The sequence below is a fragment of the Paenibacillus sp. Soil766 genome (assembly GCF_001428105.1).
In the GTDB taxonomy this organism is placed as follows: Bacteria; Bacillota; Bacilli; order Paenibacillales; family NBRC-103111; genus Paenibacillus_E.
Genome location: NZ_LMSJ01000012.1, coordinates 81,470 through 104,103 on the forward strand (window position 1 = coordinate 81,470; position 22,634 = coordinate 104,103).

Annotated in this window: 16 protein-coding genes; 12 read left to right on the forward strand and 4 right to left on the reverse strand. The window is 45.5% G+C overall.

The genetic code is table 11. From position 1 onward, the window contains the following. Nucleotides 1-25 precede the first annotated feature (25 nt). A complete protein-coding gene (locus tag ASG89_RS09825) occupies nt 26-1,165 on the reverse strand; it encodes a polysaccharide deacetylase family protein (RefSeq protein ID WP_063867807.1) in 1,140 nt (379 codons plus the stop codon). A gap of 117 nt (nt 1,166-1,282) precedes the next feature. Between ASG89_RS09825 and ASG89_RS09830 the strand changes: the two genes are divergently transcribed. The 4 genes from ASG89_RS09830 (at nt 1,283) to ASG89_RS09845 (ending at nt 7,000) form a co-directional block, all read left to right on the forward strand. Then, entirely contained in the window at nt 1,283-2,833 is a 1,551-nt protein-coding gene (locus tag ASG89_RS09830; RefSeq protein WP_057310411.1) for a fumarate hydratase, read from the forward strand. Nucleotides 2,834-2,965: 132 nt separating this feature from the next. Further along, a complete protein-coding gene (pnpS, locus tag ASG89_RS09835; protein WP_057310412.1) occupies nt 2,966-4,762 on the forward strand; it encodes a two-component system histidine kinase PnpS in 1,797 nt (598 codons plus the stop codon). 119 nt (nt 4,763-4,881) lie between these two features. Then, nucleotides 4,882-5,598 carry a response regulator transcription factor gene (locus ASG89_RS09840; protein ID WP_057310413.1) on the forward strand — a complete coding sequence of 239 codons (717 nt, stop codon included), beginning with the start codon at nt 4,882-4,884 and terminating at the stop codon, nt 5,596-5,598. Between the two features lie 319 nt (nt 5,599-5,917). Further along, nucleotides 5,918-7,000, forward strand: a complete 1,083-nt coding sequence (locus ASG89_RS09845) for a Gfo/Idh/MocA family protein (protein ID WP_057310414.1) — start codon at nt 5,918-5,920, stop codon at nt 6,998-7,000. A 70-nt stretch (nt 7,001-7,070) separates the two neighbouring features. On the opposite strand, the gene ASG89_RS09850 is transcribed toward ASG89_RS09845, so the two are convergent. Beyond that, entirely contained in the window at nt 7,071-7,949 is an 879-nt protein-coding gene (locus tag ASG89_RS09850; RefSeq protein ID WP_057310415.1) for a helix-turn-helix domain-containing protein, read from the reverse strand. 195 nt (nt 7,950-8,144) lie between these two features. On the opposite strand from ASG89_RS09850, the gene ASG89_RS09855 reads away from it, so the two are divergent. Beyond that, a complete protein-coding gene (locus tag ASG89_RS09855) occupies nt 8,145-8,987 on the forward strand; it encodes a phytanoyl-CoA dioxygenase family protein (protein ID WP_057310416.1) in 843 nt (280 codons plus the stop codon). Nucleotides 8,988-9,128: 141 nt separating this feature from the next. On the opposite strand, the gene ASG89_RS09860 is transcribed toward ASG89_RS09855, so the two are convergent. After that, on the reverse strand, nt 9,129-10,943 hold the full coding sequence (locus ASG89_RS09860; protein WP_057310417.1) for a family 43 glycosylhydrolase: 1,815 nt from the start codon (nt 10,941-10,943) through the stop codon (nt 9,129-9,131). A 158-nt stretch (nt 10,944-11,101) separates the two neighbouring features. Further along, entirely contained in the window at nt 11,102-11,878 is a 777-nt protein-coding gene (locus ASG89_RS09865; RefSeq protein WP_057310418.1) for a helix-turn-helix domain-containing protein, read from the reverse strand. Nucleotides 11,879-12,072: 194 nt separating this feature from the next. Between ASG89_RS09865 and ASG89_RS09870 the strand changes: the two genes are divergently transcribed. The 7 genes from ASG89_RS09870 (at nt 12,073) to ASG89_RS09900 (ending at nt 22,565) form a co-directional block, all read left to right on the forward strand. Continuing rightward, nucleotides 12,073-14,466, forward strand: a complete 2,394-nt coding sequence (locus ASG89_RS09870; protein ID WP_057310419.1) for an alpha-L-arabinofuranosidase C-terminal domain-containing protein — start codon at nt 12,073-12,075, stop codon at nt 14,464-14,466. A gap of 18 nt (nt 14,467-14,484) precedes the next feature. After that, nucleotides 14,485-15,447 carry a family 43 glycosylhydrolase gene (locus tag ASG89_RS09875; protein WP_082592949.1) on the forward strand — a complete coding sequence of 321 codons (963 nt, stop codon included), beginning with the start codon at nt 14,485-14,487 and terminating at the stop codon, nt 15,445-15,447. Further along, a complete protein-coding gene (locus ASG89_RS37580; RefSeq protein ID WP_057310420.1) occupies nt 15,434-15,652 on the forward strand; it encodes a hypothetical protein in 219 nt (72 codons plus the stop codon). The genes ASG89_RS09875 and ASG89_RS37580 overlap by 14 nt, the downstream gene beginning before the upstream one ends. A gap of 100 nt (nt 15,653-15,752) precedes the next feature. Continuing rightward, on the forward strand, nt 15,753-18,041 hold the full coding sequence (locus tag ASG89_RS09885) for a glycosyl hydrolase family 95 catalytic domain-containing protein (protein WP_235549689.1): 2,289 nt from the start codon (nt 15,753-15,755) through the stop codon (nt 18,039-18,041). Nucleotides 18,042-18,153: 112 nt separating this feature from the next. Then, nucleotides 18,154-20,487 (forward strand): helix-turn-helix domain-containing protein, encoded by a 2,334-nt coding sequence (locus ASG89_RS09890; RefSeq protein ID WP_057310421.1) that lies wholly within the window; start codon nt 18,154-18,156, stop codon nt 20,485-20,487. 209 nt (nt 20,488-20,696) lie between these two features. Continuing rightward, the gene (locus ASG89_RS09895) at nt 20,697-21,668 is read left to right on the forward strand and encodes an ABC transporter permease (RefSeq protein WP_057310422.1); all 972 of its coding nucleotides are present in this window, start codon (nt 20,697-20,699) and stop codon (nt 21,666-21,668) included. A 15-nt stretch (nt 21,669-21,683) separates the two neighbouring features. Then, nucleotides 21,684-22,565 carry a carbohydrate ABC transporter permease gene (locus ASG89_RS09900; RefSeq protein WP_057310423.1) on the forward strand — a complete coding sequence of 294 codons (882 nt, stop codon included), beginning with the start codon at nt 21,684-21,686 and terminating at the stop codon, nt 22,563-22,565. Nucleotides 22,566-22,634: the final 69 nt, after the last annotated feature.

Below are 22,634 nucleotides of genomic sequence, written 5' to 3' on the forward strand. Positions count from 1 at the left end.
GCGGGAGGCTAGCTCCCGCCAAGGGCTACTTCACGCTCGGCGCCACCCGCACAGCCACCTTACCGGTGGCCGGGGTGTAAACGAGTGGCTGCCCGATCAGCGCTTGCAGATCGTCAAGCGCGATCGTGATCAGCCCGTGCTCGCGCAGCACGGGCTGCCGCAGCCGGACGCGCGTGCCGTCGCCACGCGTCGCGGTCTTGGCATTCACCCCTAGGGTGAATGCCCCATCACCGAGGCGGAGGCGAAGCTCTCCGCCATCCACCCCAGCGCTGCCGCCGAGCTGTGCGGCAGCAGCTGCCGCGTCTACGCGCAGTGGAGCGCTGCCCGGCTGCGCCGTAACCCGGCGCTGGATCGAGCGGTGCAGCAGCTCCGGCGTGATGTTCGGGCTGCCCGCGTTGATCCGGGGGATCAACATGTGATCGGCGCGTCGCGTCGCCATCTCAGGCGAGATCGTGAAGGCGTAGCGGATGCCCGCCTTCTTCATTTGTTCCGTCGCCGCAGGAGATGTGATGCCGAACGGGTAGGCCATCGTGTCGAGCGGCTTTTCTGTTAGCGGAGCAAGCTTGCCGATGCAGACTTGCGCATCTGAGAACACACGCTGCTGGTAAGCATCTGCACTCTCACCATCTAGCCTCCCAACAAGCGCTGCTTCCCCGCTTGGAAGCTTATTGTGGAGACTATCCGTGTGGCAGCCGATGTCGATGAAATTTGTCGCATGCGTCATATCACTGACCTGCTCATTGGACATCGACGGTATGTAAGAGGCCAAGGGGGTAGCCAAATCCTTCGTGATGACGAAGTTGACAGCGGGTATGCGCAAGCTTTTCAGAATGGGATAAGCCCCTGTGTAGAAGCTTTGATACCCATCATCAAAAGTGACCAGCACTGCGTTGGAGGGAACCGTTGCGCCTGCCATGTACATCTTAAACTCATCTAATGAAATAAAATGATAGCCTTTGCTAAGCAGGGATGTTAACTGATTTTGAAATAGGGCACTCGTGATGGTACTTGAGCTCGTATCTGTGTCATGGATGTGATGATACATCAGGACGGCAACCTGATCTTGGTAGTAAATGGTCTCGGATCGTTCAGCCTGCAAGGGGGTTAGCAAAAGCGTAAGCCCAAGTAGACTAACGAGAACAGAAATCGCAATCCTTTTATACATGTCAGCGAATCTCCTTGTTTTGCTCACAAGAACCATCGAACTGTTCCTATGAGGTATGGTATAATGGTTTATATTCTTTACGATTATGCGGGTAATTGAGAGGAGCTAGAAAGTGTTATGCAACATTTTTATCAAAGCGTTTATGATTTAATTGTAGAAACATCCACGAATCTTCCTGGTGATGTTCGTCGTGCGGTACAAGCTGCACAAATAAAAGAGGACAACGGCACGCGTTCTGCATTGTCGCTATCTCGAATTGCCGATAACATTCATATGGCTGAAACGAATGTATCCCCGATTTGTCAGGATACAGGAATGCCAACGTTTATTATACACTGTCCAGTTGGGGCAAACCAAATTGTTATGAAGAAACATATTCTTGAAGCGGTTGCGAATGCGACGAAAGCTTCCAAACTTCGGACGAATTCCGTAGATTCACTTACGGGTGCTAATAGCGGGGATAACCTCGGACCTGGAACACCAGTCATCCACTTCGAGCAATGGGAACGTAATGATGTGGAAGTGAAGCTCATTCTCAAAGGCGGCGGCTGCGAGAACAAAAATATTCAATACAGCCTGCCAGCTGAATTGGAAGGTGTAGGTAAAGCAGGTCGTGACCTCGACGGGATTCGCAAGTGCGTGATGCACGCGGTGTATCAAGCGCAAGGCCAAGGTTGCAGCGCAGGTTTTATCGGTGTTGGCATCGGCGGCGATCGGACAAGCGGCTACGAGCTGGCGAAGCATCAATTGTTCCGCCATGTAGATGATGTAAACCCACATCCGGACCTTCGTAAAGTTGAAGAGTACGTGATGGAGCATGCGAACACGCTAGGGATTGGTACGATGGGCTTTGGCGGGCAAGTCACTTTGCTTGGTTGTAAAGTAGGTGTGATGAACCGTTTGCCAGCAAGCTTCTTCGTTTCTGTGGCATATAACTGTTGGGCGTTCCGTCGCCAAGGTGTGATTCTGAATGCGGAGACGGGCGAAATCAACGGCTGGTCGTATCCAAGAGGTGTTGAAGTGTCCTTCCAGGAGGCTTTTGAAGCGAGTGCGGAAGAAGCTAGAAACACGCCACAAGAAGAGCGTCGTGAGATCGTATTGACGACTCCGATTTCGGAAGAACAAATTCGCAGCTTGAAGGTCGGTGATGTCGTCGTTATTAATGGAACGATGCACACTGGACGTGATGCTTTGCACAAATATTTGATGGATCACGATGCTCCAATCGATCTGAATGGCGCAGCGATCTATCATTGCGGCCCAGTTATGGCCAAAGATGATGCTGGTGAGTGGCATGTGAAGGCGGCTGGACCGACAACGAGTATTCGTGAGGAGCCTTACCAAGGCGATATTATTAAAAAGTTCGGAATTCGCGCTGTCATTGGTAAAGGCGGTATGGGGCCGAAAACGTTAGCTGCATTGAAAGATCACGGCGGTGTGTACTTGAATGCTATCGGTGGTGCTGCACAGTACTATGCACAATGCTTCAAAAAGGTTGAGGGTGTGGATTATCTGGAATTCGGTATTCCAGAAGCGATGTGGCATTTGGAAACAGAAGGCTTCGCGGCGATTGTGACGATGGATTCACATGGCAACAGTCTACATGCAGATGTAGAGAAGAATTCATTAGAAAAACTAGCAGCTCTGAAAGAGCCCGTATTCAAATAATCTGCTCGTGATCACCTTTACAAAAAAAATACTGGAATAGCAATAGAAATTAGGGTTACTATTTAGAGTAGCCCTTTTTCTATATGTTATAGACGACATCGGCACACAACCCTGTTGGAGGTTCATGCATCCATGACGAAATTTCGTGCAAAGTTAACCCTGATTTTAATCTTATTAATTGGATGCTCGATGTTGGTTGCCGGTATTTTCATGGCAAAGGTTCTCGAGAGTTCGCATGTGAATTCATTACAAGAAAATATGGAGCGAGAGCTTCACGTGATTGCTTCGAGTGGTGTATGGGATTATCAAGGGACGGAAGCTGAATTATATAAGTACTATACGGCCCAAGCCCACCGGCTCAAAGACGCGACTACGGAGAGATTGACGTATATACGTGGGGATGGCAAGGTACTCGGTGACTCTGATCAATTGCCTGAGCAGATGGATAACCATCTAACAAGACCAGAAATCACGGCAGCAGCGAAGGATGGCATCGGTTATACGACACGGTATAGTGACACGCTGAAGGAGAACATGCTATATGCGGCTATTCCGGTTAAAAATGAAGCGAAGCATACAATTGGATATTTACGTATTTCATTGAGCTTAGCCCAAGTTGATGACTCCATTCGTAGTCTCTGGTATTTCCTTATTTCAGGACTTGCGATCCTCTTTGTTATTGCAGGTATTGTCAGCTATCGCATTGCCAAAGGGATAACACGCCCGATTGAGCGAATGACCAAGGTCGCACAGCAAATCACGAATTTGAATTATGAATCTCGAGTCCCCGCTTACCGTAATGATGAGGTGGGGCAGCTTGGGCAAGCGATTAATCGGATGTCCGAAAGCTTGCAAGGGCAAATGGCGCGCATCCAAGAAAATGAACGCAGACTGCAAGGCGTCATGGAAAATATGATGAGCGGCATCATGATGATTGACCGTGAAGAGCGGATTATGCTGCTCAACCCTTCGGCTGAAGCTATTCTGGGCTTTTCATCCCAAGAGTTATTAGGGAAGAAATATAATGAAGCGAAGCAACAATATGATTTCACGAAGATGATTCAAGAATGCATTGAGCTTCAGGAACCGATTTCGGATGAGATGATGTTCTATTACCCGGCTGAACGTATTCTAGATATTCACTTAAGTCCTATCGCTCATGAGGATGAGGAATGGTCAGGCGTGCTTATTGTCCTACACGATATCACGGCGGTTCGCAGATTAGAACGAATGCGCAGTGAGTTCGTGGCGAATGTGTCCCATGAGCTGAAAACACCGATTGCGGCAGTGAAAGGCTTTGCGGAGACGTTGCTGGCAGGCGCGTTGAATGATAAGGAGACGGCAGTGTCGTTTCTGCAAATTATTTTTGATGAGAGTGAACGGTTGAACCGATTAATTGGGGATATTCTGGAGCTTTCGAAGATTGAATCGAAGCGGATTCCGATGAATTTCTCTCCTGTTTATTTGCCTGAATTCGTAGAAAGATCACTTAGTGTATTGCGGAAAGAAGCCGAGAAGAAGCATATCGAGCTCAGCATGACGGTTGAGGATGACATGTATATTGAAGCGGATGAGGATCGATTGCGACAAATCATCATTAATTTGCTGTCCAATGGAATTGCCTATACACAAGATGGCGGAAAAGTCAGGCTTCGTGTAGAACCCTTGGATATCAATGTTGACGGAGATTATGAGCGACTGCGAATCATTGTTTCGGATACGGGGATGGGGATACCGAAAAAGGATTTGCCGCGTATTTTTGAACGGTTCTACCGCGTAGATAAAGCGCGATCCCGAAGCTCAGGCGGAACAGGGCTGGGGTTATCCATCGTTAAGCATCTAGTGGAAATGCATAAAGGGACGATTCGCGTTGAAAGTGAAGTTGGGGTTGGCACGAAGTTTATTATTGAACTACCTGTGATTCATTAAAAATTGGAAAATATATTTGCGGATTTACACCGTGATGACGAAGGCTTTACAATGCCTTTACATTTGTGTGATACACTGGGGTTGTGCAATGTTAATAAACTGTAAATGCGGGGGATCCCATGGCACAAAAGATACTTGTAATTGAAGATGAGCCGACATTGGCTCGATTGTTATCTTATAATCTTTCGCAGGAAGCCTATGAGACGAAAGTGATTGATCATGGTGGAGATGGTCTGCAGGAGGCATTACAGCAGTCGTATGATTTGATTATCTTGGATATTATGCTGCCGGGGCTAAGTGGCTTTGAGGTGTTGGCTAAGCTTAGGCAGAAAGGAAATCGAACGCCTGTCATTATCCTGACGGCTCGTAATGCAGAAGATGAAGTCGTACAAGGCTTGAAGCATGGGGCCGATGATTATATTACGAAGCCATTTGGAGTGGCCGAACTGCTTGCGCGTGTGGCGGCTGTCTTGCGACGTACGCAATCGGATGAAGCCGCTGCGGATATGGCCAAATCGAATGAGAAAGTCATTCAGGCTGGTGAGCTTTACATTTATCCTGAGAAATATGAAGTTGTGCTAGGTGGCGAGTCGATTCCGTTGCGGCCTAAGGAGTTTGAGGTTCTGCTGTATCTGGTTCAGCGACCAGGTGTCGTTGTTACGCGAGATGATCTCATGAATATCGTGTGGGGCTTCGACTATATTGGGGGCCAGCGTACGGTTGATGTGCATGTGAGTTCATTGCGCAAGAAGCTGGAAATGAATCAGCAATCGGTTCAGATTGATTCGATACGCGGCGTTGGGTACAAGCTCGTGGCCACGATGATTAAAAAGTAAGTCGCATGGATGCTGATTAGTCAGTAGCCGTGCTTTTTTTTATTTAGGGGGCTAGCTGTATTTTTTCCAGTTAAGTACTGTGGCAGGGATTGTTTGACATAGTTACTTTGCAACTCCAACAATTTCAGCAACCTTCTCAGCAACCTTCCCCATCAATTGGAGCAAACATTCGAGCGTTTAATTATTGAGATAACACAATTGCATACAATCACCGCAAAATCGGGAATTTTATTAACGGTGGTATTGGGTATAATTAGTCTGTACATACGAGTACTGTCACTTAGAAGAATTTGCAAGATCATTATAGAGGAGGAACATCATGTCAACGACGTATCGGATCGCGATTATTGGGTGTGGAGGGATTGCTAATGGCAAACACATGCCTAGTCTAAGCAAATTGGACAATGTAGAAATGGTAGCATTCTGCGATATCATTTCGGAGAAAGCGCAGGAAGCTGCTGCGAAGTACGGTAAGGGAGAAGCTCGCGTTTATGAAGATTATCGTGAGGTATTGAAAGATAGCTCTATCGATATCGTACATGTGTGTACGCCGAATGATTCCCACGCGGAAATTACGATTGCTGCTTTGGAAGCTGGTAAGCATGTGATGTCTGAGAAGCCGATGGCGAAAACAGCAGAGGATGCGAGACGTATGGTTGAAGCAGCGAAACGTACTGGCAAAAAGCTAACTGTCGGCTACAATAACCGCTTCCGTGGTGATAGCCAACATTTACATAAGCTTTGCTCTGAAGGTGAGCTTGGCGAAATTTACTTCGCGAAGGCACATGCGATTCGCCGCCGCGCAGTACCTACTTGGGGTGTGTTCCTCGATGAAGAGAAACAAGGCGGAGGCCCGTTGATCGATATCGGTACGCATGCATTGGATTTGACAATGTGGATGATGAATAACTACGAGCCAGCGGTTGTATTGGGAACTTCTTATCACAAGCTTTCTGGGCGCGAAAACGCAGCGAATGCTTGGGGTCCTTGGGATCCGGCCAAGTTCACGGTGGAAGATTCCGCATTTGGCATGATTACGATGAAAAATGGTGCAACGATTATTCTTGAATCAAGCTGGGCATTGAACACGCTTGAAGTTGATGAAGCAAAATGTTCGCTTTCCGGAACGGAAGGTGGCGCTGATATGAAAAACGGCCTTCGCATTAACGGCGAGAAGCACAGTCGATTGTTCACGACAGAAGTGGAATTGAAGGCGGGCGGCGTTGCTTTTTACGATGGAAAGGCAGAAGTTGCCTCAGATCTAGAAATGAGATTATGGATTGAGGCGATAGAGAACGATACAGATCCAGTTGTAACGCCAGAGCAAGCTTGCGTGGTATCTGAGATTTTGGAAGCCATTTATGAGTCTGCGAAAACAGGTAAAGCTGTTTACTTCGACTAGTCTACTAGCACCCTATTCTATTTCCTGGGAAATAGTTAATGACATGAAAAATCCCTTCTTCCGATAGCGATTATCGGTTGGAGGGATTTTTTGTTGTTTTGCGATGCTCGCCGGGCGTTGTGCCAGTGCGTTGTTTGAATATTTTAGAAAAATGATGCAAATCAGCAAAGCCACAATAGTCGGAGATGGATTCCAGACTGAGCTCTGTATTGGTAAGTAATTCCTTGGCATGATGAATGCGCATCTGTAGTAAGTATTGGTGCGGAGAAGTGCCGTAACGTTGCTTGAAGAGGAAGCTGAACCTAGAAACAGATAGATTAGCACGATTCGCCATGTCCTGAACTGAAAGGGGATCACTTAAATGATTCGAAATATAGGAGGTGATCCAGTTTAAGGATGGAGCTAGTGAAGGGACATCGCGTTGATACGGTTCCAAAATAGAAAGGGAAATGTCTATCATGAGCTGTTGTGTTCTCAATTGGGTAAGTGGATTAGGCACATGGACAAGCTCAATAGTCTGTAAGAGTTTTTGTTTTAAAAGGGTAGGATTCTGCGGCTGAAGCTGTACGGGAACTTTGATGCCGAATAGCTCATGCATCGTAGGCTGCATAAAATGGCTGTACGCGGATAAATCGATTTGCCCTGGTCGTGTGGGAAAGCTGTCTTCTCGATCAGGATTATAGGCGATATCAAAATGTACATAAGGTGTGATCGTGCTCGTCAGACCCTCCAAGGTAAGCAGGCTGCCTGGTTGGACGAGACAGAATTGACCTGGGTAAAACAAATACTTCTGATGATCGACCCAGAAACAGCAGGTGCCTTCTTGGATGTATACCAATAAATAATCAAGAAGTCTTCGCTCTGGGTAATTCCAAGGCTTTCGGACAGCAAAGTCTGACTCCCTGATATAGGGGACAATAGGCTGTGATTTCAACAATTCTTGTAGCATGGATGATCCTCTCTTTCTGTTGCTGATCAGGATGCCTTGCTGACATCGATTCAGGCATCCACCTCTTATTGTAGTGCAAGATGACATATCTAATCCAGTTGTTTTTGACAAATCAATAACCTGGTTTGACAAAGAATATATGGATATTGGGTCGTATAATAAAGCTATAAATAGACAAATTGAGGTGCATAGCGCATGAGTAATCAAGAAGCGAATCGAATCCATGAACTACCTACAATTGACGACAGCTATGAGTTATCACAAGAGCAAACAGCGTGCTACCAGCGGGATGGTCATATCGTTCTTCGAGAGGTGGCAAGTGACGCTGAGATTAATGCTTATGAGCCAATCATTACGAACTGGGTGAAATCTTTAAATAACCAAGATAAACCACTGGATCAGCGAGATACGTACGGAAAGGCGTTTATTCAGATTTCAAATTTGTGGGAGCATAGTGAAGAAATCCGCCGTTTTGTGTTTGCAAAGCGCTTTGCCAAAATTGCCGCTGATTTAATGGGCGTTGACGGCGTGCGCATGTATCATGATCAAGCCTTGTATAAGGAGCCGCATGGTGGTCATACGCCTTGGCATCAAGATCAAATTTACTGGCCGCTGGATACAGACAAAACGATTACGATGTGGATGCCGCTTGTCCCGATCTCTGAGGCGGTAGGTTCGATGACGTTTGCATCCGAATCTCAACATATGGGCTACATTAATAAGATGGTCATCTCCGATGAATCTCATCGTACGTTGGCAGGTTATATCGAGGGGAAAGGCTTTGAGACGAAGTCTCACGGCGCGATGGCCGCGGGAGATGCTACGTTCCATGCTGGATGGACGCTGCACAGCGCACCTGGGAATCCGACGGACACGATGCGTAAAGTCATGACGGTCATTTATTATGCCGATGGATTGCGTATTGCGGAGCCGGATAGTAAAGCGCGTGAGAGTGATTTAAAAAGATGGTTTCCGGGCAAACAACCGGGGGATCTCGCAGCTTCTGACTTAAATCCGTTATTGTATAGCCGAAAATAAAGAGAAGATCGCCGTCCCACTGTACGCAGTGAGAACGGCGATCTTTTTAGTGTACATATACAGCAAGGAGAGAAGCGGTAGCGCTGTGCTGGCTGACTGGCTGATTTGTTTACCGTTCATCCTTATTAATTCGTATTGGTTCTACAGCTGTACCGGCTGCATAAGACCGTCTTCGCCGAATGTTAGCGGGTCTATACACACTTCGCGGTGGAAGCCTTTGCCTTGTGTGAATCGGGATAGCGGTGTAACAAACCGATGGTAGGCAATCCAGTACTGATCGGTGCCAGGCTCTTGGAGAATCGAATGATGTGCGGTGCCGAGCATATCTTTTTCTTTATTTTTGACTAGAACCGGGTATCGATAAGTGACGGGGCCGTACAAGTGCTCCGCGGTGCCATAATTCACGTGGTAATCTTCACTGCCAGTATCATCACATGACCAGGTGAAGTGATATAGCCCTCCACGCTTGAGAACAGTCACGGCTTCTCGGAAGTCGTGCAGACCAGCCACACTTCTCATCGTGTCCTCGGCGACACTGACCATATCATCACCGAGTCGAACGATGGTAGGATTTCCGTTTCCGAACAACAAGTAAGCGGTGCCGTCGTCCTCTATATAAATGGAGGGGTCAATGGTCAGGGACATGGGGATCCCCAAACGCTTCATTTGTTCCATCGAAATAAGAGACTCAGGCTGTGCGCGAAACGGGCCCACTGGCGTCTCGGCAACTGCAACACCAATAGAGTGGCTTCCGCTTTCTGTTTTTCCGCAGAAGTAATAATAATAGTTGCCGTCCCTGAAGGCGATGGCAGGTGCCCAAGCGGAACCGACGCTCCACGGGACATCCTCTGTCGCAAGATCCAAAATCACACCTTCATCCTGCCAATTCTTCAGGTCTGCCGAGGAAAACGCACGAAATTGCGTGCCTGACCAACCATCGAAGCCATCTGTTGTAGGATATAGGTAATATCGGTCGCCAAACTTCACAAGATCCGGGTCCGCGAATTGTCCGGGCAATACCTGATGACCGTCTCCGAATGCCGCAAGAAGACGGCTGCACTCTTCAAAAGTAATCGGCATGACTCCGCCATGACGTTTTTTGGATGTACCGAGGTTGAACTCCCCGTCCTGCAGAACCCGGAATTCACCGCTATCCAAATCGGAGGTCAGAAGGGGAAGATAACCTTTACCTTCCGCAAAGCGGTCCACAATGAGGCACCATTCATCCCGGTCGTTAAACTTAAATATTTGAGGCCCCTCTACGCCTAGCATTTCTTCTAAAGCAGGAGCATTCAGACCCGTAAAAGATTCCTTATCTAGCGAGCTGCCTTTTTCAACCCGGATATTCTTCGTCGTTTCATCCTTAGAATATCGGTAATAGCACCCGTTATAGGCAATGATTGTCGTATCGATGATGTGGTTTTCACGTTCGATGTACTTTTCGGTCGCCGTGAAACTGCGGAAATCCTTGGTGCGCGCACTGAAGATTTTTTGTTTCCTATCTTCCTCCTGCAGTTCCTGCGTTGCGGAGGCCCAGAATACAAGAAAATCGCCGGAGGCTTCGTCATAAATGGCTTCCGGTGCCCAAACACAGCCAGCTCCAGGCACTCCAACTGTAACGGACCAAGGGGATGTCCAACGCACAAGGTCGGTGGATTCCCAGACAATGATATCGCGACTTCCATCATTGACGGCAGAACTCCATCCTTTCCCATTTGCAATACGGAGATCCGTGGCGATCAGGTAAAATTTGTTCTCCTTGGGTGACCGTACGATAAAGGGGTCCCGCACGCCTTTCTCCCCCAACTCGGAACACAGTACTGGCTGACCCGCGTTCAGGTCCTTCCAGTGCAAACCGTCATCGCTATAGGAAAAATAGACTTGTTCACCGTTCGGCTGTTCTCCGATAAAATGAACCAAAAGATAGCCTGCATATCGATTATTATGTACTGACAATTGGAACACTCCTTAATGCGATTTTTCCTGAGATCGGAAGGGTTATAGTACAGTATAGGTGACTTCAATGAGCGGAGCAATAAACTATCGTGGTAGTTAACTGACTTATCGTCTAAAAAAAGAAGGTAGACTGGATAGTCTACCTTCTGAGAAACCTATTATTTGCGTTTATATTGACTGGGTGTAACACCGACAAATTTCTTAAACTGTCGCATAAAATGGGTGTCGTTCTCGTACCCGCACATTCTCGAAATCAGATTTATAGATGTGTTGCTATTCGTAAGAAGGTATTTGGCATATTCCAGCCTAGCGTTAATGAGATCCATGATGATGGAGCAACCGAACAATTCTTTATAAATATGTTGAAAATAAGATTTACTTAAATTTACGCTGGAAGCGAGCTTATCTACGGTATAGATAGAATTAGGTGAGCTATATAATTGGTTGCGCAGTTTGGTGAACGGAAGCAGATACTGGCTCTTATTTTCATGGACGGCAGACTGGTTTCGCAAGTTGACGAGCTTCATAAAGAATGATTGAAGTTCGCAGTCTAAGATCCTCTCTTTCAAAGGAGAATTCTGTCTAACAAGATTACTCATATCCATAATACATTTGGAGATTAACAGCGTATCATCAGCCTGTACTGGCGTGTCCAACGGAAAGTCAATTTCGGTAAGGAACGACTCCATCCCATGACCGGAACAATGAAACCAATCATTAATAAACGGCTTTTCTAAATGTCCGTAGAGGTGCGGAGTATGAGGTTTCATTAAAATATAGGTGTTCTTCTGGGTCGTATGTAATTTGCCATGAATAACAATCTCTGTGCTGCTCTTAAACAACACAAATGCGTAATCACCGGATCCATTCGGCCTATCAATAACGATGCCATTTTCATGAATGAAGCTATAACCACAAGTAATTAGTTGTATCATCGTTTATCACCACAAGATCATTGATCAGCTTTTATTTGTATTTGTTCTTAAAATATAAGTATGTTTAAGGATTTCAAAAATAATTATAGCACAATAAATCAGTTTTTGGTTGTGATAGTTTATTGTTCTGACCTATACGGCAGGCTATAGTATTACTTACAGTAGGTTTCTTATTGAAAGGATGATTACTAGTTATGTCAGAAGTCCAAGGCACATTACGAGTTCACACCCAAAGGAAAGGCGCGCTTACAGGAGATTTGTTCGGCATATTTTTTGAGGATCTGAATCATGCTGCTGACGGAGGGCTCTACGCTGAGCTAGTTCATAATAGATCATTCGAATTTGACCCCATCGATCGGAAAGATTATCATGCTTTGACAGCATGGGAGAAGGTGGAGCGAGGTGGCGGCAGTGCTGATCTGAAGGTAGAAGATACCTATCCTCTTCATCCAAGAAACAAGCATTATGCTTCGATTGAGGTCTTGTCCGAGGGGGCAGGAGTTGGCCTCATGAACCTGGGCTTCAATAGCGGGGTTTCGGTTCGGCAAGGGGAAAGCTACGTGTTTTCGATGTATGCGAGGAGAGACATCGACTCCGATGTACCGGTTTCCATCTCGATTGAAGATAATGATGGCACTATGTATGCAGAAACGCTCATTGCAGTGAATGCAACCGAATGGACCAAATACGAGGCAAGGCTGACTGCGCGAGCAACAAGTCACAACGGTCGGTTGGTCATTCTCACGAAAGGTAAAGGAAAGCTCTACCTGGATATGGTCTCTTTATTCCCGGAGAAAACATTCAATCATCGTTCCAACGGTCTGCGTGCGGATATCGCTGCCTTGCTGGCGGATATGAAGCCCAAATTCATGCGGTTTCCAGGAGGATGTCTCGTGCATGACGGTTCCTTGAATCCAGAGGATAGGAACTCCATGTACCGCTGGAAGAATACAATTGGCGACCTTGTTCAAAGGCCAGCAAGAAGGAACAACTGGCAATACAATCAAACCTTGGGGTTAGGTTATTATGAATATTTTCTGTTTTGCGAAGATATTGGAGCGAAGCCTATTCCAGTGCTGCCTGGCGGGTATGACCCACACCATCATCGGATTGTTCCGATTGAGGAACTAGGTCCGTGGATTGACGATGCACTTGATTTAATTGAGTTTGCCTGCGGTGATGTTTCCTCAGTTTGGGGTGCCATTCGAGCAGAGTTAGGTCATCCAGAACCCTTTGGTCTGGCATACATCGCGATAGGCAACGAAGAGGTAGGTGAGCCTTTCTTTGAACGATATGCTTATTTCCATCGTGCAATTAAGGAAAAGTACCCCGAGATGAAGATTATTAATTCGAGTGGGCCATTTGCCGCTGGCGGTGAATATGAACGAGGATGGGAATCAGCCAGAGAACATGGCTCCGACCTCGTTGACGAGCATTATTATCAGTCGCCTGAATGGTTCCTAGCCAACTACCATCGCTATGATGATTTTAAATCGGATGATCCTAAGGTGTTCCTGGGGGAATATGCTTCGATTGGCAATACCTACTACAACGCGTTGGTGGAAGCGGCTTTTATGACAGGTCTGGAGAAGAATGCGCATGCGGTAGGCTTGGCCTGCTATGCTCCAACACTTTGTAACGTAGACTATGTAAACTGGAAGCCGGATATGATCTGGTTTAACAATCATGAAGTGTTCGGAACGCCTAATTATTATGTACAGAAGTTATTTATGATTCATCAAGGGGATCAATTGCTTCAGACAGAGGCAATCGGTCTTCCATTACCTGAAGGGATAACAGATAAACCGATTGAGGGAAACATCACCTTTAAAGCCAATCGTTCTTCCTTTCTTATTACAGAAATGAAGTTGCTTAACAAACTGACGGGGGAAATGAAAATGCTCCATGATCTAAACAATGAGATTGCAGATCCGGCATTCCATGCGGAGTTGCCGTCAGAGTTGGACTTGGGGCTAACGCAGTGGAGTAACTTCACATTAACTTGCAAAGCTGTTCGAACTGGTGGAGACAGAGGGTTGATCATCAATTTTGGTAAAATAGATGATCATACTCACTTATCGTGGGAAATTGGAGGGTGGCAGAATCAGGATTCCTTAATCGGCTCAAAAGTAGCGGGCAGGAACTCAATTTTAACCCAAAGCATGTTTGCGGTTGAGTCGAACAAAGAATACACTCTGACATTGGAAGTAGTGGGCAGGAAGATACGAGCATTTATCGATGGTGATCTGATTAACAAAACGGAAGATAAGTTACCGCTGATTGAACCACTTTATTATTCGTCTACAGTTGAGTTAGCAACGGGAGATATTATTTTGAAAGTAGTGAATGTAAGAGACCAGAGCACGAATGTAGAAGTCGTGTTGGATGAATTTCCTAGTAACTCCGTCGCGGGGGAAATATTTGAAATGGCCGGCTATTTGCTTTCCGATGAGAATAGCTTTGAAGAGCCATTGAAGGTCTCGCCGAAGCATACAACTTTCGATGGCTGGGGCAGCAGCTTTCAATATGAGTTTCCGAAGCAATCGATTACGGTATTCCGTTTCAAAACAAATGATGATCGGGGTTAATGTAGGAGGGATGTTGAAATGAAAATGGATAAAAGCAATCACTTAGAACAGAGTAGTTATCCTAGTCCGTTCATTCTATATCGTGCAGACCCTTATATATGGAAGCACACGGACGGCTACTATTATTTTACAGGATCTGTTCCTGAATATGATAGGATCGTATTGAGAAGAGCTGAAAGGATCGTCGATCTCCCCACTGCAGAAGAGACTGTCATTTGGTATAAGCATGAGACTGGAGAAATGGGCAATCATATATGGGCACCAGAGCTTCACTTCATTGATGGCGCTTGGTATATATACTTCGCCGCTGGAGCGGCGGAAGATAAGTGGGCCATTCGGCAGTATGTGCTGGAATGCAAAGAGGCGAACCCCATAACGGGTGTTTGGTTGGAAAAAGGGAAAATTGAGATGAATTTTGAAAGTTTTACACTTGATGCGACAACTTTTGAGCACCAAGGTAAAAGATATTTGGTTTGGGCGCAGTATGCAGCGGAGAATTCCAACTTGTATATAGCGGAAATGAGCAATCCTTGGACAATTTCCGGGCAGCAAGTGCTGCTGTCATCGCCAACTTATGAGTGGGAAAGGCAATTATACAATGTGAATGAAGGACCTTCTATTCTTAAAAGGCATGGCAGAATCTTTCTATATTATTCCGCCAGCGCAACGGATGAGCGCTATTGTATGGGCCTGCTTACGGCTGAGGACACAAGCAATTTGCTAGATCCATATTCTTGGGAAAAGTGTGCAGAGCCTGTTTTTGTCAGCAATGAAGCTGCAAGCGAATATGGGCCGGGCCACAATAGCTTTACGGTTACGGAAGATGGTATGGATGACATTCTCGTCTATCATTCACGACCTTACAAAGGGTTACAAGGCAGTGCACTCACAGATCCGAATCGGCATACACGAGTTCAGAAATTGTTCTGGAATGAGGATGGAACTCCTAATTTGATGGTGCCGGGTTATGCCCAGACATAAGGGATATTGGAGAAATAAAGGAACACGAACCCAATTTGCTGCAGCGAAAGCTTGGAACGTCGCCGAATTGTCGATTGGAGGATGTGATTTCATAAGAAAGACAAGCTCTTTACCCAACAGGGAGGGCTTGTTTTTGTTTATTTCTTATGCGGAGCAAGACGCCACATTAAACTTGTTTCAACTCGAACTTGTCATGGTTTTCTAAATAAAGAACGATGAATCGTAATAATCAACGATTGAGGATTGCAGCTGATGCTGCTTATACTAAGGGAATCAGTAATCAATCATTTATTATGGAGATGAACATGGATAATCTTATATGGTTTAAGCAGCCTGCCAAAAATTGGAATGAAGCTATTCCTATTGGTAATGGTCGAATTGGGGCAATGATTTTCGGAGATCCTTTGAAAGAAAGAATTCAAATAAACGAAGATTCTATTTGGTACGGGGGACCCCAAGACCGGAATAATCCGGATGCGTTAAAACATCTGTCAGTCATTCGAGGCTTGCTCTTTGAAGGTAAACTGAAGGAAGCGCATCAATTGGCCGAAACCGCATTTTCTGGTACGCCAAGCAGCCAAAGGCATTATATGCCAGCAGGTGATTTGCTGATAACTGCGGACGCGGAAGGTGAAGTGACGCAATATACCAGACATTTGGATATGGAGCGTGGGGTTGCAGTTACGTCATATATGCAGCATGGTTATCATTATAAACGTGAAGCATTTGCCAGTTACTCAGACGGCCTCCTTGTTATTCGGTTGGAAACGGAGTGCCCAGAGGGAATGTCGCTGCATGTTCGCTTCGATAGGAAAAAGGGGAAATATGTAGATTATACGGGCAAACGAGGAAATAACAGTCTTGTAATGCTAAATAGCTGTTATGGCACGGGTGGCAGTGACTATGCTGTTATGGTACAAGCACATGCGGATAAAGGAGCGTTGAAAACCATCGGCGAGCATTTGGTTGTAGAAGGCGCTGGAAGCGTGGAATTCAGAGTTACTGTGGCTACAACGTTTCGTTATACAAATACAGAGCAAGCTTGTCAGCAGATGTTGGATCTCGTTTCGTCTCTATCCTACATGGAATTGTTGGCTCGCCATACTGCCGATCATAGTCAGTTGTTCCAACGAGTTGCTCTACACTTACAGTATGAGGATATGGATATGGAATCCGCACTTTCTACACCTGAACGATTGGAGCGAATGAAGCAAGGCCATGATGACTTGGGACTAATCGGTTTGTATTTTCAGTTTGGCAGATATTTGCTGATTGCCAGCAGCAGGCAAGGCAGCCTGCCTGCGAACCTTCAAGGAATTTGGAATGACGAAATGCTTCCCCCCTGGGACAGCAAGTTTACCATTAACATCAATACTCAAATGAATTATTGGCACGCAGAAATATGCAATCTGTCAGAATGCCATGTTCCTTTGTTCGACCTGATTGAGCGAATGAGAGAACCGGGCAGAAAGACCGCTTCGGTCATGTATGGTTGTCGTGGCTTTGTGGCTCATCACAATACGGACATTTGGGCTGATACCGCCCCACAGGATATTTATCCCCCATCAACGTATTGGACGCTGGGTGCGGCCTGGTTATGTCTGCATTTATGGGATCACTATTTGTTTACACAGGACAGATCCTTCTTAGCTCAGGCTTATGAAACAATGAAAGAGGCAGCGCTATTTTTTGTCGATTTTCTCACGAAATCGCCGGAAGGTGTGTTGGTGACGGCTCCTTCCGTATCGCCAGAAAATCGGTATATACTGCCAGGAGGGGAAACGGGAACACTGTGCTATGGACCTGCAATGGATGCTCAAATTTTGACGGAGCTGTTCGAAGGTTGTATCGCTGCAGCCCAAGTACTTAGCGTGGACGAATCATTTCGTCATGAGCTCAAGATCATCATGAATCGGATGCCCGAAACCCGCATTGGCAGATTCGGTCAAATTCAAGAGTGGCTCGAAGATTATGAGGAAGATGAACCAGGTCATCGGCATATTTCCCATCTATTCGCCTTACATCCCGGGACGAAAATAAGTCCGAACACAACACCTGAGCTTGCCGCCGCTGCCAAAGTAACGTTAGAGCGAAGACTTCATAATGGCGGGGGACACACAGGCTGGAGTCGTGCCTGGATTATAAATTTCTGGGCAAGGCTTCTGGATGGAGACGAAGCCTATCATCATATCGAGGAGCTGTTGCGGCACTCAACCCTGCCTAACCTGTTTGATAATCACCCTCCTTTTCAAATCGACGGCAATTTTGGGGGGACAGCCGGTATCGCTGAGATGCTGTTGCAAAGCCATCGTGGCGAACTGCATCTGCTGCCTGCGCTTCCTTCCCGCTGGAAGCAAGGTTTCGTTCGTGGCTTACGGGCTAGAGGCGGGTATGAGGTCGATATCGAATGGAAGGAAGGGAAGCTTAAGAAAGCATCAATTACAGCGGATATTGAAGGAAGCTGCCCTATACGCCTCAACTCGGTTAAACAGTTGAATATTACGGATTCAAAAGGAAACTTAGTTGCCTACCAACTTGATGGGAATATCATTGTCGTTCACATGCAGCCAAAGCAAACGATCTTTATCGATTGAATAACCTATGCGCCTTCACGGGAGAGTGAGAAATCCACTCTCCTTTCTTTTCCTTTAGGTATCGGTTGCAGTCCGCTGTATAATGGAATCTAAGAGAGAAGAGGTTCTGCCGATGTTACCTAAAAGTTTAGCTTTTTTTCGCCAACACAGTATTTTCGTTAAATGGCTGCTCATATTGAATGTTGTTATTTTGATTTCGATTGTTACAGTGGGCGGCATTTCTTATTTGACTTCATCATCGCTGCTTATCGAAGTATCTGAACACTCGAGCAGTGTTTATTTGGAGCAGGCTAGGGATAACACAGATAAAGAAATCTTAGTGCTGGAAAGCATGATGCAGCAAATTGCCTTGCAACCGAATACACGTCGGGCGATATATCAATCCTCCACTGGAGAAACCAATAATGAACCGCTTTATGCGGAATTGGTAAAATATCTTAGCAGTGTGAAACTTTCGAATCCGTTAGTTGCTAACCTTTGGCTAGATCCTACGAGAGAGCCCTTCACGATTAGCAACGATGCTAAATATGAGAAGAATTTTTTTTACAACAGCATAGTCCCCTTTCAACCTAATAGCAATGAGTTTAAACAAAACCGCAGTCAGTTTGGCGTCTCCTATTTAGGGACGGTGACGGTTAACGATAAGCCGCAACTGCTGTTCGGTAGGCCGGCTCCCATTGAAGAGACGGTTTTTCGAGGTGTCATTTATACAAGTGTGGATGTTTCTGCGTTTTTAAACGGAATCAATAGCTCTAAGCTTGGAGACGATACAGGTGTTTTTGTAACGGATTCTTTGGGGAATATTGTGCTAAAGAACAATCGGTTCAAGGAAACCAATGATGAGAAACTAGGGGAAATACTGAAAACAACAATAAACACAATGAATGACAAACAGCAAAATCCTGGCGCCCTTCATATTCATATTGCTAATGGGATGGAGTATCTTGTCGTATACACTTCGTCTAATGTGAATGACTGGCGCTATATAAGTATGGTACCGATTACGACCATTACCGAGAAATCCCGTCGAATTCAAAGTATTACGCTTGTTGCTGTTCTAATTTGTCTAGCCTGCGGCCTTATCGTATCCTACATGCTGACGAGGAGAATTTACGAACCGATCAACCGCATTATTCAATATATCAATGTGGTCGGCGTTGGTGGCAGAATAAGTCCGAATCGTAACAACAAGCAGAATGAATTAGTTTTCATCAATCAATTGATCGATACGGTACATCACCGTTATGAAAGTCTTAAGAATACCTTTGAAAAACAGGTGCCGGCACTCCGCCAAAAATTCTTGAACGACCTGATTGAAGGCAGAGCCCACTCGGCGAATTGGGAGGAAACGACGACTTCCATTCAGCTAGAATTGCCATTCCCAGCCTTTCAACTCATCGTTTTTGAGACCACGGATTTCTCTCTTGACCAAATTGTTAGCAGCGGCGAGACGATCATGGAAGCTTTTGATGAGGCTTTCATAAGATTTGCAGCAATCGGTTTATCGATTCATTATGTACCCAAACATAACAATATGATTGTGGTTATCGTGAATATGGACATGGAGACGAGCGATCCCGAGAAAATATTTGAGTTTGCTCATCACGTGAATGCTACTTTTGAAAGGCTGTATAACAAAAAGTTCACAGTAGGCATCGGAAGAGCATACGACACCTATCCCAATATTCCGCATTCCTACTTGGAAGCTTTGCGTGCGCTGCGTTATAAAATTGTAAAAGGTCAAGGTGAAATCATATTTGTAGACGAGGTGCCTGTCAATCCACAAACCATCTTGAACTATTCCTTGGACATGGAGAAACAGTTGATTAATCAACTGAAAACGTCTGACATTACTGAGTCTCGTAAATCACTTGATCGCATTCTATCGAGTAATCTCAGTACGGAGTCATCCTCGCCCGAGCTCATTCAACAATTGTTTAGAGCACTGGCCGGGACTGCTGTACGTACGATTTACGAGATCGGAGCAACCATGGAGCAGGTGCTTGGTTCAGACTCCAGATTATATTCCGATATCGATAACAGCGATACGGTGGATGCGAAACGGCAAGTATTAATTCAAGCATTTGAAGCTATTCAACACTATATTCAAGATCGTACAGAGAATCAATATGAGAAGTTGTTAGCCAATATTCGCGAATATGTCGAGCAACATTATCATGAGGAATTATCGCTTCCCCAGCTAGGGAACGAGCTTAAGATGTCACCGACTTATCTCAGCAGTAAGTTTAAAGAAATAACAGGAGTGAAGTTTGTGGATTTCGTGAATATTCGCAGAATCGAACAGGCGAAAATGGTTTTGAAAAGTACGGAAGAGCCCGTACATGAAATTGCGGAAAAAGTTGGCTTCGTTAATGCAAACACATTCATTAAAGTATTTAAGAAACATGAAGGAGTAACGCCAGGTCAATATCGTTCTTTACCTTAATCGTACCACGGATATTACCGGTTCCTGCCATAGCAGGGGCCGGTTTTTTCGTATAAACGCAAAATCTAAGGATTGATCCTAAAAAAAGACGATCCTTCCTGATTTTAGAACGATGCTGTGAAAGAATGATCGATTTACGGAAGAGGAGGGCAGAGGACATAATAGGGGCATGAGCTGGAACATTGAATTCGGCTAGAAAGGGGATGCCTATGAACATCGAGAATGCCGCAGTTGATGTCGCGAAATCAAGACCTAAAGTAAGCGGAATAAGCAGAAAGAAATTAAAGAAACGTCTGCTGAACGAGTATCACCTCTATTTGATGTTTATACCTGTCCTTGTGTATTATGCTCTCTTCAAATATGTGCCGATGCTGGGAGCCATTGTATTATCTTTTCTTGATTACGATATTTTTAAAGGGTTCGCGAACAGCCACTTCGTGGGGGTAAAGCATTTCGTCGCGTTTTTTGAATCTGTTTATTTTCTTAGGTTGTTGAAAAACACGTTATTGCTTAACCTAATGAATTTATTATTTGTGTTCCCTGCGCCTATTGTGTTCGCGCTTCTCATTAACGAGGTCCGCAGCCGTGTAGTGAAAAGAACTGTGCAAACGGTTAGCTACCTGCCCCATTTTGTCTCTACGGTTATCGTGGCCAGCATGGCCGTTACGTTCTTATCGCCTAGTGTGGGGATGTTTAACAATATGATCGCATCGTTTGGAATGGAGCGAATTCATTTCTTAATGAAGCCGGAATACTTCAAATGGATCTACACAAGCATAGATAGCTGGCAAACAATTGGTTGGTCCGCCATTTTATATTTTGCAGCATTGACTGGCATCAACAGCGAATTGTACGAAGCTGCGATGGTCGATGGAGCAAGCCGGTGGAAGCAGACGATTCATATTACGATTCCTGGCATTGCTTCGACGATCATCATCTTGCTGCTCCTTAAGATAGGCCATATGCTCGAGGTCGGATATGAGCTGATTCTACTTCTGTATAATCCGACTACGTACGCTACAGCAGATGTAATTAATACTTATGTATACCGTAAAGGAATCATCGATTCCAGTTACAGCTTTGCTAGTGCCATCGGACTATTCCAATCGATTATTGGGCTGATCTTGATCGTTTCGGCAAATCGTCTCGCCAGGAAGTACTCTGAAACTAGCATGTGGTAAGGGAGGATACAGTTCATGCCAAATCAACGCTTAACCGTGGGGAGAGTAAGTTTCAATATCATAAATGCAGGCATCATGATCGCTGTCGTCGTATTGACGCTGTACCCTTTTCTAAATATTTTAGCATCCTCTTTAAGTGAGCCCATCTATATCCAGCAGGGGAAAATTACGATATTCCCAAAAGGTTTTAACTGGAAGGCTTATCAACTTGTATTTGAATTTCCGATGCTGGGAAGATCCTATCTCAATACGGTCGTGTACACGATTACGGGAACACTGGTTAGCATCACTTTGACAGTGTTAGCCGCTTACCCATTATCAAGGAGAAATATGTGGGGTAGAAAAGCATTTACAACCGTTATTCTTCTGCCAATGTTATTCTCAGGCGGCATTATTCCAGCGTTCCTTGTCGTCAATGCTCTCGGCATGAGGGATTCCATATGGGCCATTATTATTCCAGGTGCCGTAACTTCCTTTTATGTTTTCATCATGCGCACTTTTTTCGAAGCGATTCCACAAGAACTGGAGGAAGCGGCAAGAATTGATGGATGCTCGCATATCCAAATTTTGCTGAGAATTGTACTTCCCCTTTCATTGCCTTCTTTGGCGACAATTGCACTCTTTTATGCGGTTGCGCAGTGGAACAGCTTCTTTCCAGCTATGCTTTATCTAAGCTCCAAATCGATGCAGCCTATTCAGTTGCTCCTGCGCGACATTGTCATTATGAATGATACGGATTCAGTACTGGGAGGAACGGATGCTACGGAGCGGGCGCTAAGGGGAGAAACCGTGAAATATGCAACGATTATGGCTGCAACTCTGCCTATTTTGGTGGTATATCCTTTCGTTCAGAAATATTTCGTACAAGGTGCAATGGTAGGATCGGTTAAAGGGTAACACATTCTCATTGTGGTCACAGGCATTGGCCTTTGATAGATAAATGATATACATTTAATAAGGAGGGTT

What these genes read in the sequence shown, in the direction of transcription:
- ASG89_RS09845 (WP_057310414.1), top strand. Translation starts at nt 5,918, where the DNA reads ATGTCAACGACGTATCGGATCGCGATTATTGGGTGTGGAGGGATTGCT.
- ASG89_RS09870 (WP_057310419.1), top strand. Translation starts at nt 12,073, where the DNA reads ATGTCAGAAGTCCAAGGCACATTACGAGTTCACACCCAAAGGAAAGGC.
- ASG89_RS09900 (WP_057310423.1), top strand. Translation starts at nt 21,684, where the DNA reads ATGCCAAATCAACGCTTAACCGTGGGGAGAGTAAGTTTCAATATCATA.
- pnpS (WP_057310412.1), top strand. Translation starts at nt 2,966, where the DNA reads ATGACGAAATTTCGTGCAAAGTTAACCCTGATTTTAATCTTATTAATT.
- ASG89_RS09865 (WP_057310418.1), bottom strand. Translation starts at nt 11,878, where the DNA reads ATGATACAACTAATTACTTGTGGTTATAGCTTCATTCATGAAAATGGC.
- ASG89_RS09895 (WP_057310422.1), top strand. Translation starts at nt 20,697, where the DNA reads ATGAACATCGAGAATGCCGCAGTTGATGTCGCGAAATCAAGACCTAAA.
- ASG89_RS09855 (WP_057310416.1), top strand. Translation starts at nt 8,145, where the DNA reads ATGAGTAATCAAGAAGCGAATCGAATCCATGAACTACCTACAATTGAC.
- ASG89_RS37580 (WP_057310420.1), top strand. Translation starts at nt 15,434, where the DNA reads ATGCCCAGACATAAGGGATATTGGAGAAATAAAGGAACACGAACCCAA.
- ASG89_RS09890 (WP_057310421.1), top strand. Translation starts at nt 18,154, where the DNA reads ATGTTACCTAAAAGTTTAGCTTTTTTTCGCCAACACAGTATTTTCGTT.
- ASG89_RS09825 (WP_063867807.1), bottom strand. Translation starts at nt 1,165, where the DNA reads ATGTATAAAAGGATTGCGATTTCTGTTCTCGTTAGTCTACTTGGGCTT.
- ASG89_RS09840 (WP_057310413.1), top strand. Translation starts at nt 4,882, where the DNA reads ATGGCACAAAAGATACTTGTAATTGAAGATGAGCCGACATTGGCTCGA.
- ASG89_RS09885 (WP_235549689.1), top strand. Translation starts at nt 15,753, where the DNA reads ATGGATAATCTTATATGGTTTAAGCAGCCTGCCAAAAATTGGAATGAA.
- ASG89_RS09875 (WP_082592949.1), top strand. Translation starts at nt 14,485, where the DNA reads ATGAAAATGGATAAAAGCAATCACTTAGAACAGAGTAGTTATCCTAGT.
- ASG89_RS09830 (WP_057310411.1), top strand. Translation starts at nt 1,283, where the DNA reads ATGCAACATTTTTATCAAAGCGTTTATGATTTAATTGTAGAAACATCC.
- ASG89_RS09850 (WP_057310415.1), bottom strand. Translation starts at nt 7,949, where the DNA reads ATGCTACAAGAATTGTTGAAATCACAGCCTATTGTCCCCTATATCAGG.